Here is a 16,989-nt window from a genome sequence, read left to right as displayed (position 1 = left end):
CTGTTGTTGTAATTGGGGAGGCATTCTTCACCCAATTCGAGATGGAGGATCTTGCTACGCCATATTCACGTTCTAACTGAGGATACGTATAATTACCACTGGTGTACAAATCAACCAGCTGCTGCTTGAAATCAGCGGGGTATTTCTTCTGGGATTTGGCCATGTCGAACTTTCTCCTTCTTGCTTTTTTGTTAATATAACTTGTTCGACTTTACCTGTCCATACTTATATACTAACACCATGAAGAGGCCGAAATTACCGAAGAACAGCGTCTATCTACCAAACCTGAAGATATACAGACTTGCCTAAAAACAGGCGTTCTGCCTGCTTGCTATAAGGACAGTGGCATAACAGCAGAAGTACAAAGTCAAACCGAGCTTAGCTGTTTTGTTAAAAACGATGATGGCATTGTTACATGTCCAATTCCAACTTCAACATATACCACATGATCTGCCAGTAAGCCCGTTCAACCATACACTAGATAGAAAAAATCTACCCAAAAAGAAGGTTCAGCTTCGCATTCGCAGTGATAATGCAGTACTCCAAAAACGAATGTGTATAGTAGAACAAATTAAGAGCTGAATATCTGACATGTTCACTTTTTTTGCACCTTTATTGTTTTTTTATACTCTGAAAGACACAAAAAAAGCGCTTTTTAGAGCGCTTTTTTCGATTCCTATCCGACTTTTCGGGAAAAATGTGGTGGAGAAGCATCATAGAAAGCCGATTAGGTTTCTTCCCAGATCACATCAGTAGTTCTAACACACGGAAATTTCTATTTAACAAATTGTACTATCTTGCTTTTGGTAGTGATAGAAAAGTTGTAGACATAAAGATAATATTACAGGAAATTGGTTTAACAAATCTAAAATCTACTTGTGTACCACTGTCAAGTCATAATGATATTGAGAGTCTTGTTTTCCTTTACAAATTTGAACTAATTTCGACAAATAGCAATTTTCTAGACTATCGCATACGCAGTCAAATTATCAACTTGATGAAAGTTACTGAACGTAACGGATGGTTAACCAAGGCTGAAATTCTTCGACTTATTCAGTGGTATTGTACAAACAAACATGCAAGCATATTATTGCTTAATCCAACTCTAATACTATTAAGGAAATCAATCTCCTGTGATTTTTTGACCTACAAACTCAATTCACACGGGAAAACATTATTAATTCTTATTTGGTTATTCATCGTCAAAAGCACAGATTTAAACTTGCTTTTTGATAAACCAACCGATGGTCTAATAAACAATCCCAAACTTCCTGTTGAGTTCCAACATATCATTGATCATGCGCGAAAATGTTTATTGCCTAACCAATCAGCACAAGATTATTTTGATCTGCTATATGAACTGATTTATCCGCTATGTAACACCAATCAATCTGACATACTTACGCTTACAAATTCTCCCGATAGACCGAGCTCATTACTCATATTAGAAACCATTACTGGGAACACTACCCAAATGAAATTACTGCATCTTTTTATAATAGAAACCTCTCAAGATGACTGCAATCCTTATGACACTTACTTGTATCTCTCTGGGGCGCTACATATAGATCACTACAATTCAAGTGATTATGAAGCTATCGTTAATGCACTTAAAGATATTTGCTTAGCACGAGAAAATCTGCCTGAGAATCGAAATATGACCAGAGCAGTAAATATTCTAAAAGAACAGAACGTAAGCAAAAACGCTGCACTGACACTATACTGCGATTTGCGAGATGGGAAAAATCTGCCAACCTCAAAGTTAAGTACAAAAAATACAACAAATTGGGGGCAAGCTCTTTCATTACTGCAAAGTAAAAGTGCTAATGCTATAGACTTCCTGCGCAGATACGATGATAATTCGCATGATTACATGTTTGAGAATAGTTTAGTTTACAATGAAACAATAAATACATTTAACCTCAAAAACGGAATAGATACGCTCATTATTAATCCAAGCTGGGAATTTATACGGCTTAGTATAAAGGACGTAAGATCAATTTATAGAAATACAGTTTACATTGTCACCGATAAACTTGAGGCAGATTGTCTGCGAGAAAATTCGGATATCACACAGTCATTCTATGATTTTCAGTCGTTGAACGCAATTTCTGGAAAATTTGATTATATAGTTTTCTTTGAGAGAGACATCGGCCTAGACTCTTGCAATTCAATGATTAGAAAAGCACTCGAACTACTAAACCCCAAAGCACATCTACTAGTAGTTGGGCCAGATGACTTATTCTTAAAGAATTACAGAGATGCAATATTTGATAGTGGTTTCACTTATGAGAAGATTACAGTACTCCCATTTAGTATTGCAAAATCAAAAAGAGCAAAAAAGGTAATTATTGATATTGCGAAACTTACTAAGGTGAACACGCAGATCAATCTATCCAGTTCTTCCTTTGAAAATTCTTCGATCAATGGCTATGATTACCCAAGAATTTTAATAGATAGTACATTTACGGCTGATCGAAGTTATGTTAGCAGATTAAAGCTCATGAGTATTAGATCGTATATGAAGACCTTACACGATGCCGAAAAAAGCAATCCCGTGAAAAGAAAGCTACCTTCCGAATTTATCTTCTCTAAAGAGATTAGTTTCTACTATTCTATAACTTACATAAAGACCGAATCCACGTATCGAGCCGAAGTCTATGTATGTGAGCGCCCAACATTTGAACAGCTAAAGCGGAACAAATTGGCACGAGGCAAACAAGTTAAGGGTAGCAAAACATTTTTAAGAGCGAATTCTATCGAAGAACTAGAACTGAAAATAAGAGAAAAAGCCCCATATAATAAGAGATTGAGAAACGCAACTATTTCTTTAGTAAAGAATGCAATATTGGACAATGCCTACAGGGACATATCTTTTAGAACATTTTACTATTGCTATGAAGAATTGATAGTTAAAAGAATAAACTACAGTGACACCATAACAAAACAGTTACACTACAGCAAAAACGTTAACCTGATACATAACTGTATGCTTTGCGATAAACTGGATGAATACAAAACTGCAATGTCTGAATTATCTACACAGAACAATTTATCTTATGAAGATGAAATTAAGCTATGGTTTAAACTTTATGATGTTTTTCTTTTAGCCCAGAACGAGAAACTGGTCGAAGAAATACCAATTAAAGAGTTTATATTGAACATTAGAAAAAGAGATAAAACTCAAGAAGTTAGGGATGCGTTAACAAGAAAGGTACTATCTGATAAAGAAGAAAAAATCGTTTACCGCTGGATTAATGAAAAAATATCTCAAAAAAATAAGTGGTCATATGCTGCAGTCATGATTAGACTATTCACAGGTCTTGGGGTTGATGAAATTTGCGCTCTCAAATGGTCTGATTTCGAGAGTATTTTATATTTAGACTTCTACTTTTTGAATATAACAAAAAGACATAACCATAAGAACAATATGGAAACTCTAAGTGTTTCAGACCACTATAGAAGAGTTCCGATACCAACTGAGCTGAGTAAAATCCTGAAAAACAGATACAATTTATTAATAGATAAATTTGGTTCAAGGAAAGTTGTTGATAATCTACCAATGTTTTGTGACTTCACGCCTACTCCTAGAAAAGGAAGTTCTACATCATTATCAAAGCATACCATTCCCCTACCTTATAGAAAATTACAGAAGATGACTTCGTCTGCATACAGTTCAGCGACATCAAACAAAGCCCAAAATGTGAATGTTCCTATAGAAGGAAGTAAAAGCAAGGCAACTGACCTGAATAAATATTATGGTGATTTGCTTAGATCAAACTTCCGTTACCGTGCATTTGAAACATGTGGTCTTAAAACTGGTGAACTATGCTATATATTAGGCACTCAAGCTCCTGATACTTTTTCAAAACATTACTGTGATTATTCTCACGACTTATCAATTCTCAACATGATAAAGAAAATGGACAGATGGGTGAATGATTTATTCGTTGATAAGTACGAAAAAAGGCAAGCATTTACATGTGTACTCAATGATGAAATCATAATCACATCCAATGCTGTAAGCAGTAATGTTCCAAGCATTGATATGATAATAGAATTGGATGGAGCTAAGGATAACCAACTTTCAGTTGAGATAGAGAGCGAATTTGGTATCTCAGGAACAGTAATTATGTTAGAGAAACAATCTTAAGTGAGGTTATGCTTATGACCGAGTTAAATAACACAAAGTTTAAACGCCTTGAAAAAAGAAGTTATGAAGGAATGCGACTCAATGAAATTATTGATGGCAAATTAACTCTTCTAGGTTTTTTTATTAAATATTTCCCGGAAATCGGCAAAAAAAGAAACTGGGCACAAGACACATTCACAGCTTACGAGAATGATTTTTATAATCACCTGGCAATACCACTTAGTTATAAACCTCTAAACAGCTTCTCTTATGAAGAAATTGCAGCCGTAATCAGAAGCATTGAAAAAGCTGGCTACGGATCTGGGGTTAATAAGAAAAGGTACCAACCAACAACTATAAATCATCTGTTCTATTTGATATCACTTCTTTATGATAATGCTAAATTAAACGGACATTGTATTGAAAATCCATTATGGGGAACAGCGCTTTATTTACCAAGCAAGAAAAAAGAAGAAACTGAAACAAAGGCTGGAAAAATAAGGAAATCACTAACAATCAAAGAAGAACTTCATGTCTATGAGAGATGCTACACAAATGTTATGCAAGCAGGAGAACTTATGGGAGTACTGCTTATGTTTGCATGCGGGCTCAGAAATTCGGAAGCTTGTGCAATTAACTTTGAAGACATAATTGAAATACCTGACTACCCTCACAACTATTGTATTAGAGTTTTTAAGTCTACAGGAAAGAATACAAATGAAACCAAAGCAAGTGGTAAAACTAAGAATGCCGACCGTTTGATACCAATTACAAATAAGCTCCATAATTTCATCAGTGATAGAAAACGCTTCATACAAGGCGAAATTGGAAATAGAGCATCTGATGATGAAATAGCGCAATTACCTATAGTCTGCACTAGAGATAATTATAGAGTTAGGTGTACCGCTAATGACCTAACAATTATGGGAAAGAAGATTCTTAGGGAGGCAAATGTGAGTTCATCTATACTCGGACTCATAGACTCCGAAATAAGTAAAGATACGGATATCATAGAAAAAGAGCCAACTTCCTATCTTCTTAGAAGAAATTTTGCTACCCATTTACACTTATTAGATTTGTCTGATTCAGAAATACAATATGTTATAGGCCACGACATAGATGACCCAACTGATATGAGACACTACTACTCTAATCCCGACAGGCTTATTCGGATTAAAAGAAAATTGGATAATCGTCCACTTATATCCGACACGTATCATTATGAGAACTTAATCAGCATCGACAGCACCGAGGGAAAAAGATTTTTTGTTTCTCCAGGCAATCAAAAGATTTTGATTAATACTGTCTCGAACAAGTCAGGTAACAGAAAGAGCGATGCCCCTATTTATTTAGATGCTAGACTAAGCATCTCTGCAACTGAACCGCTTGAAAAAGTTACAACTAAGATACGCAATGAATCAGGTCGTGATCAACCCATAACCCTTCGTTACGAATTATCTGACGGGAAGTCAGCATCGGGAAATGCAAATATACTTAAGCAGTACCACAAATCATATGACAATGCAATGAAGAAAAACAGAATAACTGTATCACACGATTATGAAACAATTTTTGAATGAATGTATTGTAGTATAACAATAAGAAATCATATTATGGCATTACAGTTGCGAAACGCGGCGAATCAGAGCCACCTGCGCGGAGGCTTAAAGCAATTAGCGTACGACTGTAGAGCCGCCCGCCGCAGATAGAGAAAGCCATTCTCAAGACTCACAAAGACTTCGCTTTGTCTTCAGTTATAGAGAATCTCACTTCTTCGTTTCTGTGTAAATACATCATTTATCAGACGCTTACAACAGTTCCATTGGAGATAGTAAACCAGTGGTCTTCTTTTCCTTTTTCTGTAGTTTCCTGTTGTCATTATATTCGGCTGTTTTTGGACAGGCAAGGCCGGTAGCTCGACGCTATATTTCAGCCTAAGCAACTTGTTCATAGAATGTCAGTCTATGAGTGTGCACTTAACTTTTATAGAAATTACTCGCTTTTCTGACTCAAATGTGCCCCTCTTTGAGCTAGTAACTTCTTCTGTTCTTCTTTAGCAGGAAAATACTCTGTTTTAAGTCTTTGCTGTTGCTTGTAGCCTAGGTTATCCATATAAACAAGTGCATGTTGAACAATTCGTGCCAGCATGGTTGCGAACGTGTTTCCTTTTTTTGTTTTTGATAACTGCATCGCCGTATCTGCAAAATCGGTACCTAATCCTTTTCTCTCGATCATCATAAGATGCTCTAATGAATATGTCTCTGACAGATGATGATTGTAACTATCAAGATATTCGAATGTGTTTTCTTTAACTGAACTGCTAACAACAAGATTATACAATTCGAGAAACAAGGACATAGAAACCCATTGAAGAGCGGCTAATATGTCATCGTCAGTCACATTTTTCTGTCTGATAAATTGATCCTGTGCTTGATCTCTAAAAAACTTAATTATTTCACCAGCATCTTTATCAACCTCTTTAGCCCACTGGGAAAATATCTTATTGGGAAGCTGATATAATATTTCAACAAATGCCTCTTTATCACTCCTAAGCATTAAGTGTTCAAAACTCGGTAAGCATTTAGCGACTACTGAAAGTAATTTACAAGCTCGAATGATCTGGTTTGCAAACTCTTCAATTGAATCATCAGAATAATCATATATATCAACCGCTTTCATATCAGTCTCTTGTCTTTTCTCTGCTTCTATCTCAGCGGCCTTGTCAGCTCTTTTTGTCTCTTCTGAAAGAGGTTCTAATTTATGAACTTTATCATGAAGCAGAAATTGTGGCATTTCATTATCAAAGCGAAATTCACTCCATTCTGAAGTAAATTTATTCACCATATGAATAATATGTCTAAGAATCTTAATATTATCTGTTATGAATGATATGAAAAGTAATATGTCCGAATTTATACCAAAACAAGCGCATTGTAGAAGCTTAGTAAGATCTGAATCGTCACCAGTTGTATGGTAACGGTTATTTACTTCTCTTGCTACAAAAAAAGCTAAATAATTTTTATTCGAAAAACGATATCCAGAATGATCGTCTGTACGGACTAATATTTTTGAATTTAGAATAATTTCTATAACATCAGGTATACTTACGTTTGTACCATACTCATTGTTATATTCACTTATTATTTCACACACACGTAAATGTGGTATCGGATATGCTTTGTTAAAATGAATGTAATGTGCAATTTTTGACAATATCATAAATGTTTTATCGACGGATAACCTATTTGTTTGATACTTGGCAATAGCCGTTACTAGGCTACTCTCAAACACTTTGCTAAAAATACTACTATCATTATAAGATGCTTCTCCGATATTATTACAAAAATACTCAACATATTTAATTATAAAGTCCGGATCCAGGCTCACAAAATTGCGCTGAGTTTTAATTGCATCTGATAATAGTTTTGCAGTTCTACTTGCTGCATTTTTATCATCAATCTTTATTTCGACTATTTTATATATTAATTCATCGCGTTTATCAGTGTAGAAAGAAGTTAGTTTATATCTTCCTACATAGTCCGAAGCTTTAAGGAGACTTTTTATTCTTTTTACTAGATCAAAATCTATTACTTGAATCGAAGTAAAGATTACATATTCAAAAACATCTTCAACTTCACTTATAAACTGATCCAGACATTCAGGAGAAATCTGATCAACGTTGTCAATAAGCAACATTCGATTATCTTTTGACAATTGTGAAAATCTTTCATAATCTGACGGATTATCACCATATATTTCTTCGAAACAAAACTTAATAGTTCTCTTAGCATCTTTTCCACTAATATAAGATACATCACAAAATATAACACAATAGTCTTCGGTCAATTTCAAGAACAAATATTTCAATAAGGAGGTTTTCCCTGAATTGTATCCACCAACGATACTCATTCTTTTACTTGATCGAACTTCCGTCACTAAGGAGTCTTCATCAAGAATCTCTTTACCAAAAGCACCTTTTTGATCTTCAGCTTGAATACGTGGGAATGTATAATAGTCGCGAAAATCGTCCGATATATCGTGTTTTTCATCCTCTACTAATTTTTCGATAAATGAATGTTGAACAGTTATTTTTCTTTCAGCAGACGGCTTCAGTGCTAACATCTTTACATTTTTATCAATATTCTCGTATTGCTGTTCCTTAATATTCCATTTCATGTTATAAAGTGTGTATTCCATTTTCTTTGTATCAAGGATCCCCGAATGAAACTCACTTTTAGTCCAATCATCATTTTGACATAAACATCCGCCTGCTTGAATAAAGGTAGGAATATGACGATCGCTGGAAATTGTCTTAGTTCCAGAATAATGCTCATGACCGATAAATACTATTGAGCTCTTTTTAAATATCGCATTTTCTAGCAATACTTTTTGGCTATCATTGTACCACTCAGGAGCGTGATGCATTATCGTTATTACAAAATCAGCGCCTGTTGGCTTACATAGATTATTAATACATTGTTGCGGAATATAATGCAGTCCCTTGTCTTCATCAAGAATCGAAAATATAGCACTATTTAATAAATTTACCTCGATTTCAAAGTCACGTAACCTGATGATATTTTGACAATACACTTTTCCATTAACAAAGCACCTATTTTTAGCAGAAAACTCATAGAATCCATCCAGTTTTATTAACTCTTTATCAATGAGTTTATCGTATGATTTTGCCTTTCTGATACTCTGCAGTTTTCTGCTTGTTAATGGATTGCCATTATGATTAATATCATGGTTACCTGGTACACATAAAACATCTATACGCCCTTGATAACCGGTTCTATCTTTGACATTAGAAATAAGATGACCAACCAATCTTTGAACTCCTGCGAATTGTTCTCTTTCTCCGGTTTGAGTCAAGTCGCCTGATAGAATTATGCATACTCTATCAAACGGAAATAACTGCTTAAGAGAATCTACGATTTTACCGGTTTGAAATGAATTAACCGAATATGCTCCACTGAAATGAAAGTCACTCAAATGTAAAAATATAATCTTCATTTATAAATCTCCGTCTGTCAAAGCATAGACCATATAATTACAAATTATTATACCATACACTATATGAAGCAGTGTTATAGCTATAAAGCTTTTCTATCTAATATCAAATCACAGTATCAATTACTATGTCTAACCCCACAGGTTAATGTATAAGATGTTGATTCAACTGATGCTTATATATTGATATAAGCATTGTTTCCTGGAGTCATCATTTAAATGTTTTTAACCATTATGTTTTTGTGAATAGCATGTGTCTCAACCAGAAGTCAAGTCCAAAAAGTTGGTGTAAATTGCCTTCCGGTATCTGCATGAATTAGGTGACAACATGCAGGTGTGCTGCTCGTTCTGCTAACGCTTCTTTTCTCGCTGTTTCTCTCTCATCAAAGCAGCGATCCATTATGAAATACTTCTTGCCGGTCAACCATTTTTCATGGTGCTCCACTAAAAGTGCAGAGAAAATGTCCACGCAAATACATCACTGGGGGTGTGATATAAAAACAGACCTCACTGGTGTTTGACTTTTATGAGTCCTCATATTAAACTTTAGCTGTAGCACCCATTAAATAATTGTCGCTACTTGATATGCGACTAATAAGAGGTCAAGTTCAAATGGTTGTCGCTCCCTGGTATGCGTCTCATAAATAGCCAGGTTCAAATTATTTTGGCATGTCATAATTCCCCCAGGGATACGAAAATCGAAGATGATGTTTTATTTTCCGAACTTTTCCAAAATCTGCTTGAATGCATGAATGAATTTATAGAATACAAGAAGCAAGACTGCGAAAGCGACAAAATTAAGTTGCGATTAACTAAAATCGAAGAAGATGACTTGAGTATGTTGTGAACAGCAGGCTTTCAACATATATTAATCTAGATTAAAATAAACAAATCACTACCACTCTAAGCAAATCACTATCACTCTTCTTTTTCGACTGGCAATTCCCAATCGACTTCGCCAATATCATGGTTTACGGTTTCCGAATTCTCAAAATAATCCTCAATAGATTCTTTGTGTTCATCACAGGTTTGCTCATCTAGCTTTTTTCGAGCTCGATCGCATACTGTCCGAAACTCTTCTTCTCCAAATTTTTCGCACGCTGATTTATATAGTTCTTCTAACACTGGATTGCTATAACGTTTTGGAGTCATATTTAGCCACCCAATTTTTATTTTAGCTGAGTTGTCTGACTGGTACAAGTTTTGTGTCTGCCCAAACTTTATATGAATAATCTGCCCCGAAATGAGCCATCAGTCCGGTTGACATGAAGCCGGCGGCGGCTCCGTCACCGCCGGAACAGCGGCTCTGATTAACCGTAATATTCACTTTATAGTAGTTTTGCAATGTAGAGCTTTATTAACAACCATGTCACAAACCACCGTTTATGATACAATTGTTACACAAGTGAACGATAATAGCAAATGATTGCTTAATGTGATTCGGGGTGTGTACGTTATGAAGTTTGGTTATGCTAGGATGTCGACCAAAGAACAAAATCTTGATCGGCAAATTGATTGGCTACGTGACCAAGGTGTAGAGTATCAGAATATTTATGTTGAGAAAATTTCCGGTGTAAAAGCTAATCGCCCGCAATTTAATCGGCTCATGGAAAGACTTAGAGAAGGCGACACTGTTTTAGTTGAGAGCTTTTCACGACTCGCTAGATCAACTAAGGATCTGATAGATATTATTGAGATGCTAGATGGCATGGGGGTTGTACTTGTAAGTAGCAAGGATAATTTCGACACCTCGACTGCACAAGGCGAGCTTATGTTAACTATAGTTCAATCCTTCGCCCAGTTTGAAAGAGAATTGATAATAGAGCGGACGAAAGAAGGTTTGGCCGATGCTATGACAAGGGGTAAGAAAGGCGGCAGAAAACCTCTGCCGAAAGGTAAAGTAGCAAAGGCATTAAAACTGTACAATACTAACTCTATGTCGCTAAAAGAAATCGAAAATATAACAGGTGTTTCAGCATCTACTATTTATCGTCGCCTAAGAGAACAGAAAGCAAATAATGCAGCATATATCAACAAGCTCAACGAAAGCAGAGCTCAAATCAAGCAGGGTAAAGTGATTGTTAAAACTATAGAAGAACTTGAGGAGATGCTAGACTAATCTATAAAAGGAGCAGACGTACTCCTCCTTGGTAGCGGTAAATAAACACCACCCTTTTGTGGCTAGATGAGTTAATGAGATATAAAGTCTATGAGAAAATGCCTGTATGCTTAAATGTAGTGGTAAAACGATTCATTGGTTGCATAATAATTTTTGTGTATCCCCTAGTAGTAAGCTAATCGGTCTGACGGAACTACCTAAATCATGCAGAAATTGTTAGACCATCCACTTGCAAAAACCATCTAGATCAGAAGAAGTATTGCCCTCCACTTATATTATGGGATTTGACTGATTCAGAAACACTAATCATTACAGGTCCTGGGATGGAACGCCCAACTGATATGAAACACTACTATAATCTCGACAGAACCAGGAAATTTATATATTTTCAAGCAGTACATCAATTCATATGACAACACAAGAACTCAAAACAAACAACTTCACCACACAATTATGTAGTTGCGGATGAACATTTTTTGATTACTAGTAGTATACTAGGTAATAGAGTAATATATTTATTCTGTCTCCATGGATTAAGATTATAGATTTTATTGTCGATGAATTCTTGTTATCAGATTGACGAGGTGTATATGATTATAAAGGCTGGAACATCGCGAAATCGTACTTATGTCCAAGATGTTATTGAAGAAACTAATTTTAGCCGAGACCCATATATTGAGGAAGAGCGCTACTGTTTCTACGGACATATTGAGTTGTTAGACGAATACACAGAAGAATGTATGCTTACATTCGATGGCACTTTTTTCGATGAGACAGCTATTATGAATAATGGTGAGAGCTTAATTGAAGTTTCTGACATGATAGACTCTGATACAAATATGGGAATCAGCTATCTTGTATCAAGAAGTTCATATGAAAAGGAGTACTTAGGAGACAAACTTTATCTCCCTCTATTTTCTGTCTATATTAGTAGGTTATACGTTAACCCTAAACATAGAGGACAAGGTTTAGCCAAATATTTGCTGTCCAATTTTGAAGCTATATGCAAGCACTGTTTCAATGTTTATTTGCATGCTGCTGTTACGTGTCCAAAACCGCAAGAACCAAACAATCAAGACGAGTGGATTAATACAATTGACACGGATGGTGCTATCTTAAAAAGAATAGAGTCTGTAATTAAAGCTGATGGTTTTAAGAAGATCAGAGCCTCAGAGTACTTTTATAAAGTATACTCTGAATAATTTAATTATCTGTGTAATTTACCTGTTCTAACTATATGATTTCTAAATTCCATCATATTGTGGTTTGTCAATTAAATGTCTCTTTGAATACTTTTTGACAGCTATTAGAATCGTTCCTGTTTCATGTGTATGTATTATTTTTACCATAAAACACGTTGAAACAGAGCCATTCGCACGCAGTTTTAGTGCCATTATCTGACTAACCCAATTTATTTAGACATTTCTAAAGCGCAGATGCAGAGCCACAAATGTCAGTCTTCTTATAAGATGAAATTACTGCACAAGCAAAATTTATCTTAGGAGGACTGAAAAATGTCAAACAACCTTGATATCGTCCGAGCCGTGTACATCTGGCTCAGTCAGCGACAGATAGCAGCCACACACCATATGTTAAGAAATACAATGGTGCTACTTGTCAGGCATGCTTAAACTCATAAATGGCTAACACTATTTGATTGCGTTTTGCACCATGAGGCGACTAAAACATCTACTAATTATTTAAACTTGTTTGCAACACTAAAATCCTGTCTTCTCATGGCAGTTCATTTACCATATTGCTTATTACAACCGTTCCACTGACATTGTTTATGATAATCGCAGGGCCATACGGTGTTGTAATCTCTTCAGTTTCGTGAAGCTCACCAACCACTATTGGACCTTGAGGATTAACTAATACTTCAGTTCGTCCGACAAATTCAGTTTCAGGCAATATAATAAGGTTCGCACTTTTTAAACCATCAATTCTTATACGTCGATGCATAAAATAGCTGACCGGCGCCATCTCTCGACACGATACAATGCCTGCGGCTTGGCCGCTAATGAAAACTCTGCTTTCGAATTGCCATGCCCGGCTGAAATTATATTCTATCTGTGCTTGGCTACCATCATTTTTAACTGACCTCAGTTTTCCTTCATGACCTATCATCAAGGGAGCGCCTATCGGTGTGTTTAAACTAATCGAAACAGTTGTATCAGGACAATAGCCTGTGAAGACAAACGCATTTTTATTCCTGTGAATATTTACAACCGGTGTTTTACTGTCAGCGTCTTGATAGTGATATCTAATATTTATACCGAATTCAGCTAGAGCATATCGAAGCAAGCTACTACTCTGGAATGAGCGATCAACTGCGTATGGCTCCAAACCGGCACTGTGCTCTGTGAAATATCCACTGTTTGATCCCCGTACCCAAACGACACGACCTTTTGCTCTAGAGCCATCTTCACTAACAGGTTTAGGCGCTGTTGCAAAAATTCGCCTTTTGCCATCGTGTATAACCATTGCTAATACTTTGTTTTGTGTCAAACTATAATCAGAAAGAATCGCTTCTGCTCCTCCATGTGACAGGACAGGTTCAATTTCAATTTGATCAGGAACCATGTGGGGAGCAAGTTTATCTGGTAAATTGGCCACTTCGAGTTCGAGTAGACCGGAAAGCGGTTCAGTTCTTTTTATACCAAGATATGCTAGAAGTTTACAATCACTGTCTTGAAGTGATCCATAGAGTATAACCTGACCTCCTTCACTAATAAATCTTGGCAGAAGCTCTGCCATAATAGAGTTTTCAAGTGGCATTGGTGTTACTATTACGCTTCCTGGTAGTATGTTAAGACTAGTAATTTCGTTAGTTTTCTTCATAGAACTAGAATCAATTTGCGATGTAACATACTTAGCGAAATTGTCTGTTGATATAACCCCACCGATAGGGAATCCTTGATTAACGGCACTACGCATAAACATATCCTCGAAGAATGTTTTCTCTCCGTTCCCGCTTGTTGAATACTCGTCAAAGGGATAGACCCAGAGTACTGGTGGCAGATTATCAGGGAATCTGTTTAGTGCTTTGTTGATATGAGGTTGTATTTCTATTGGACAATCCTGCGGCATTTGTCCAAATGAGTTATCAATCGTAAGAAGATTGATCTGCGACGGCATCTGTGATGTGCCTGTTTCATCGAACCTCGTGATCGACAATGGTAGATAGATATCGTGAGGCTGTCTCTCATATCTGTCTATCCAGGGGCTATTGACCCACCAAGGATCATGCACATAAAATCGGAAGGGGTAGCCTTTTCCCTCAGGCAGCTTAGCTATTCGCGATAAATGGCCAACGAGCTCCATGCCGAAGTCACCATTTATTGCGGCCCATGGCGAGTTGCAGGGCGGTGCGATGTCGAACCCACCCTCATAAATACCCTTATGGTTGACAGCATCAGTGCCATAGTCTATACCCAACGATTGATTGGTTCCACGAGTTTCAACAGGGTAATCACATTCCTGGCGAAACAGTTGCCAGAACTGGAGAATTTTCAGCTGAACTTCGGGAATCTTCTCATTATTGAATTTTAGCTTATTAAATATCGCACCGGTGAGGCCCCATGTTTCAGTGCCAAACCCGAAGCCATTTGATAGCCAAAGATAGTCGAATCCAAGATCTCGCATGAAGCATTGTGATTGCCTCCCGAGAAATGTGCCAAAATGAGTATCCTGAGGGATGCCATTTGGAAAGCCTGCATATTTTACTTCATCAGCATTTAGCAAGGCGTAGCAACAGACCATACTGCTTTTACCCATAGATTCGCCAAAACATATTTCGTTATGCCGTTCATATTTGAAGCTTGATTTAGCAAATTCAGGACCGGGATCGAAGGTTGCACCCAGCTTAATTGGTTTACCAGTTATTTCTCTGCCAATATCTCTTACAGTCTTGAGCAGTCTTCTTAAGTCAGCATATGTATATTCCGACGGATTATCACGATAGTCATAATAAGTCGCGTGCAGGTTAATTCTTTTTGGATCATTTACCTGATCCCAACCCATACGTGGGTTAGCGCCACCAATATATTTAGCCCATTCGAATATAGCATCCATATCACCTTGATAGTCAAGGATTTCGGAGCCATCAGAGGACCAAAACAAGATAGATACTGTCTCGGCAAGATCTATAGAATCACGCCAGTGTGTGAATATCTGTCGTGCTACAGTTTCGAAACATTCTTGATCAAGGCTATAAAACGGTTTTAGAGAGACTTCAAGCGTAAAATTTTTCAGCAATTCCTTCATGTTCATTTTCCTCGTACAATTACAGCTTCTATACCAAGAATATCAGCAATTTTCTTGATCGTAGCAGCGTGATGACCTATGCCCAACGCATAATGATGCGTCGGCCCTTCCATGACCCATGCTTTGACGAACTCTTTTGTTGTCGGTGCGAAATAAGCTCTGGTGTTAGTATTACCGGTCGGTGGAATCGGACCCTTTTTACTGATACCTTCTCCAATAACAAACTTGAAATTCCCTGTGGCGGTTTGCGTTATACCGAGCATTGTTATCGGCCCTTCGCGAAGTTTAAATTCGACAGAGGCACCGCTACCTGGCTTGCCATGATATTTTTTCAAGCTGCGCAAAATTGGTTTGCTATCCGCAATTGTCATATGATGCGGTCCATCATGTCCGACAAGTATAAAATCCTCCTGAAAATCAAACGGATGGAATTCTGCGAAGCTGCCGCCAATATCGAGTCGGTCCATTATCAGCATCGCTATACAAGTCTTGAGATCAAATTCGCCGCACATAGGTACACCTTGCGCATTGAGGATAGTATTGCCGGCAATCAAAGAACTCATAACCTGGCGCTGTGCACTGTCGGCTCGACCCTCATAATAATAAGCAAGTCCTGACAGTTCATGTCTCTCGACTAAGGCTTCCAATGCGGCAGCTCCAATTGCGGCTTGCTGCAAGTGTTCATCGGTCAGCTTCGCTGTTAGTGGATCAGTTTGGGGCTCGGGCGTCTCGAACTCCTTTAGTATTAGCTTTCTTTTTTCGTTTATCAATTCAGGAGCAACAGCTTCAAACTCAGACATTAGATCCTCGATTTCAAGCAGCGAAACATGCACTCCGAAGGTAGCGGAGACTGCTGTTGGATCAGTATGCATATCATACATAGCTTCCATTACATGCCCCATCAACCCAATACGCGCCTGTCGCAGACCATGCAGTACTTTTGCTATATCGCACCACCGGCCGATTTCTTTAGCCGCTTCCTGATCATCGTAGAGTGTCCCAATAACAACATCCGCGACAGGTCTTCCAAGTCTAATAGCAACCCCGGTAAACTCGGGTACAGAGCATATATTGTCGTTCTCCAATTGCATTCTGGTACTAGCCTGGCTGTAGTCCATTGCGGCTCTTGGCTGTAGCGCGAGCAGTATGATCGGCTGTTCCGCACCCAATACCACAGGGGCAAAAGTCGCCGAGGTCGCGTATGTAGCCATATTGCAGAAAATTAGATCCAGGTCATCTCTTCGCATTTGTGCAGCTATGGCCGCAGCATTCTGTTGACCGCTGGCAAAGCCATAGTCAATCAACGTGATATCATGTTGCTCGAGGCTCCTCACCAAATCCTGATGGAAACCTTCAAGTTTTTCCTGTAAGCCATCAAACTGTGAATAGTATGTATCATGAACAACTGCGAAAATTCCAATTCTAGCTATTCGTTTATTTTTTCTCTCAATCATTTTCC

General features: G+C 37.4%; 11 protein-coding genes. 4 read left to right on the top strand and 7 right to left on the bottom strand.

The window, feature by feature from the left end:
• A partial coding sequence (locus AC0KSB_RS06260; RefSeq protein ID WP_472307416.1) for a transposase occupies positions 1 to 163 on the bottom strand: 163 nt, incomplete at its 3' end.
• 1,494 nt (positions 164 to 1,657) lie between these two features.
• Between AC0KSB_RS06260 and AC0KSB_RS06255 the strand changes: the two genes are divergently transcribed.
• The gene (locus tag AC0KSB_RS06255; protein ID WP_472307412.1) at positions 1,658 to 4,153 is read left to right on the top strand and encodes a hypothetical protein; all 2,496 of its coding nucleotides are present in this window, start codon (positions 1,658 to 1,660) and stop codon (positions 4,151 to 4,153) included.
• Between the two features lie 14 nt (positions 4,154 to 4,167).
• Complete coding sequence (locus AC0KSB_RS06250; RefSeq protein ID WP_472307410.1) at positions 4,168 to 5,712, top strand: tyrosine-type recombinase/integrase; 1,545 nt, start codon at positions 4,168 to 4,170, stop codon at positions 5,710 to 5,712.
• A 412-nt stretch (positions 5,713 to 6,124) separates the two neighbouring features.
• Here AC0KSB_RS06250 and AC0KSB_RS06245 read toward each other — a convergent pair whose 3' ends face one another.
• The 4 genes from AC0KSB_RS06245 to AC0KSB_RS06230 form a co-directional block, all read right to left on the bottom strand.
• Positions 6,125 to 9,148 (bottom strand): metallophosphoesterase, encoded by a 3,024-nt coding sequence (locus tag AC0KSB_RS06245; protein WP_472307408.1) that lies wholly within the window; start codon positions 9,146 to 9,148, stop codon positions 6,125 to 6,127.
• 313 nt (positions 9,149 to 9,461) lie between these two features.
• Positions 9,462 to 9,614, bottom strand: a complete 153-nt coding sequence (locus AC0KSB_RS06240) for a hypothetical protein (RefSeq protein WP_472307406.1) — start codon at positions 9,612 to 9,614, stop codon at positions 9,462 to 9,464.
• Positions 9,615 to 10,063: 449 nt separating this feature from the next.
• Positions 10,064 to 10,297: a hypothetical protein gene (locus tag AC0KSB_RS06235; RefSeq protein ID WP_472307404.1), complete on the bottom strand. Its 234-nt coding sequence runs from the start codon at positions 10,295 to 10,297 to the stop codon at positions 10,064 to 10,066.
• 22 nt (positions 10,298 to 10,319) lie between these two features.
• Positions 10,320 to 10,490 carry a hypothetical protein gene (locus tag AC0KSB_RS06230; RefSeq protein WP_472307402.1) on the bottom strand — a complete coding sequence of 57 codons (171 nt, stop codon included), beginning with the start codon at positions 10,488 to 10,490 and terminating at the stop codon, positions 10,320 to 10,322.
• A gap of 111 nt (positions 10,491 to 10,601) precedes the next feature.
• On the opposite strand from AC0KSB_RS06230, the gene AC0KSB_RS06225 reads away from it, so the two are divergent.
• Positions 10,602 to 11,264: a recombinase family protein gene (locus AC0KSB_RS06225; RefSeq protein ID WP_472307400.1), complete on the top strand. Its 663-nt coding sequence runs from the start codon at positions 10,602 to 10,604 to the stop codon at positions 11,262 to 11,264.
• Positions 11,265 to 11,854: 590 nt separating this feature from the next.
• Positions 11,855 to 12,466 carry a GNAT family N-acetyltransferase gene (locus AC0KSB_RS06220; protein ID WP_472307398.1) on the top strand — a complete coding sequence of 204 codons (612 nt, stop codon included), beginning with the start codon at positions 11,855 to 11,857 and terminating at the stop codon, positions 12,464 to 12,466.
• A 532-nt stretch (positions 12,467 to 12,998) separates the two neighbouring features.
• Here AC0KSB_RS06220 and AC0KSB_RS06215 read toward each other — a convergent pair.
• On the bottom strand, positions 12,999 to 15,530 hold the full coding sequence (locus AC0KSB_RS06215) for a hypothetical protein (protein WP_472307396.1): 2,532 nt from the start codon (positions 15,528 to 15,530) through the stop codon (positions 12,999 to 13,001).
• A 2-nt stretch (positions 15,531 to 15,532) separates the two neighbouring features.
• The gene (locus AC0KSB_RS06210) at positions 15,533 to 16,984 is read right to left on the bottom strand and encodes a hypothetical protein (protein ID WP_472307394.1); all 1,452 of its coding nucleotides are present in this window, start codon (positions 16,982 to 16,984) and stop codon (positions 15,533 to 15,535) included.
• Between the last annotated feature and the right edge of the window lie 5 nt (positions 16,985 to 16,989).

The sequence above is a fragment of the Ercella succinigenes genome (assembly GCF_900002895.1).
Note: the sequence above shows the minus strand (reverse complement) of the source record. Positions and strands in the feature narration are given on the sequence as shown.

Bases quoted from the DNA above. Each gene is read 5' to 3' on its own strand.
- AC0KSB_RS06215 (WP_472307396.1), bottom strand. From the start codon at position 15,530: ATGAAGGAATTGCTGAAAAATTTTACGCTTGAAGTCTCTCTAAAACCG.
- AC0KSB_RS06235 (WP_472307404.1), bottom strand. From the start codon at position 10,297: ATGACTCCAAAACGTTATAGCAATCCAGTGTTAGAAGAACTATATAAA.
- AC0KSB_RS06225 (WP_472307400.1), top strand. From the start codon at position 10,602: ATGAAGTTTGGTTATGCTAGGATGTCGACCAAAGAACAAAATCTTGAT.
- AC0KSB_RS06250 (WP_472307410.1), top strand. From the start codon at position 4,168: ATGACCGAGTTAAATAACACAAAGTTTAAACGCCTTGAAAAAAGAAGT.
- AC0KSB_RS06245 (WP_472307408.1), bottom strand. From the start codon at position 9,148: ATGAAGATTATATTTTTACATTTGAGTGACTTTCATTTCAGTGGAGCA.
- AC0KSB_RS06255 (WP_472307412.1), top strand. From the start codon at position 1,658: ATGACCAGAGCAGTAAATATTCTAAAAGAACAGAACGTAAGCAAAAAC.
- AC0KSB_RS06210 (WP_472307394.1), bottom strand. From the start codon at position 16,984: ATGATTGAGAGAAAAAATAAACGAATAGCTAGAATTGGAATTTTCGCA.
- AC0KSB_RS06220 (WP_472307398.1), top strand. From the start codon at position 11,855: ATGATTATAAAGGCTGGAACATCGCGAAATCGTACTTATGTCCAAGAT.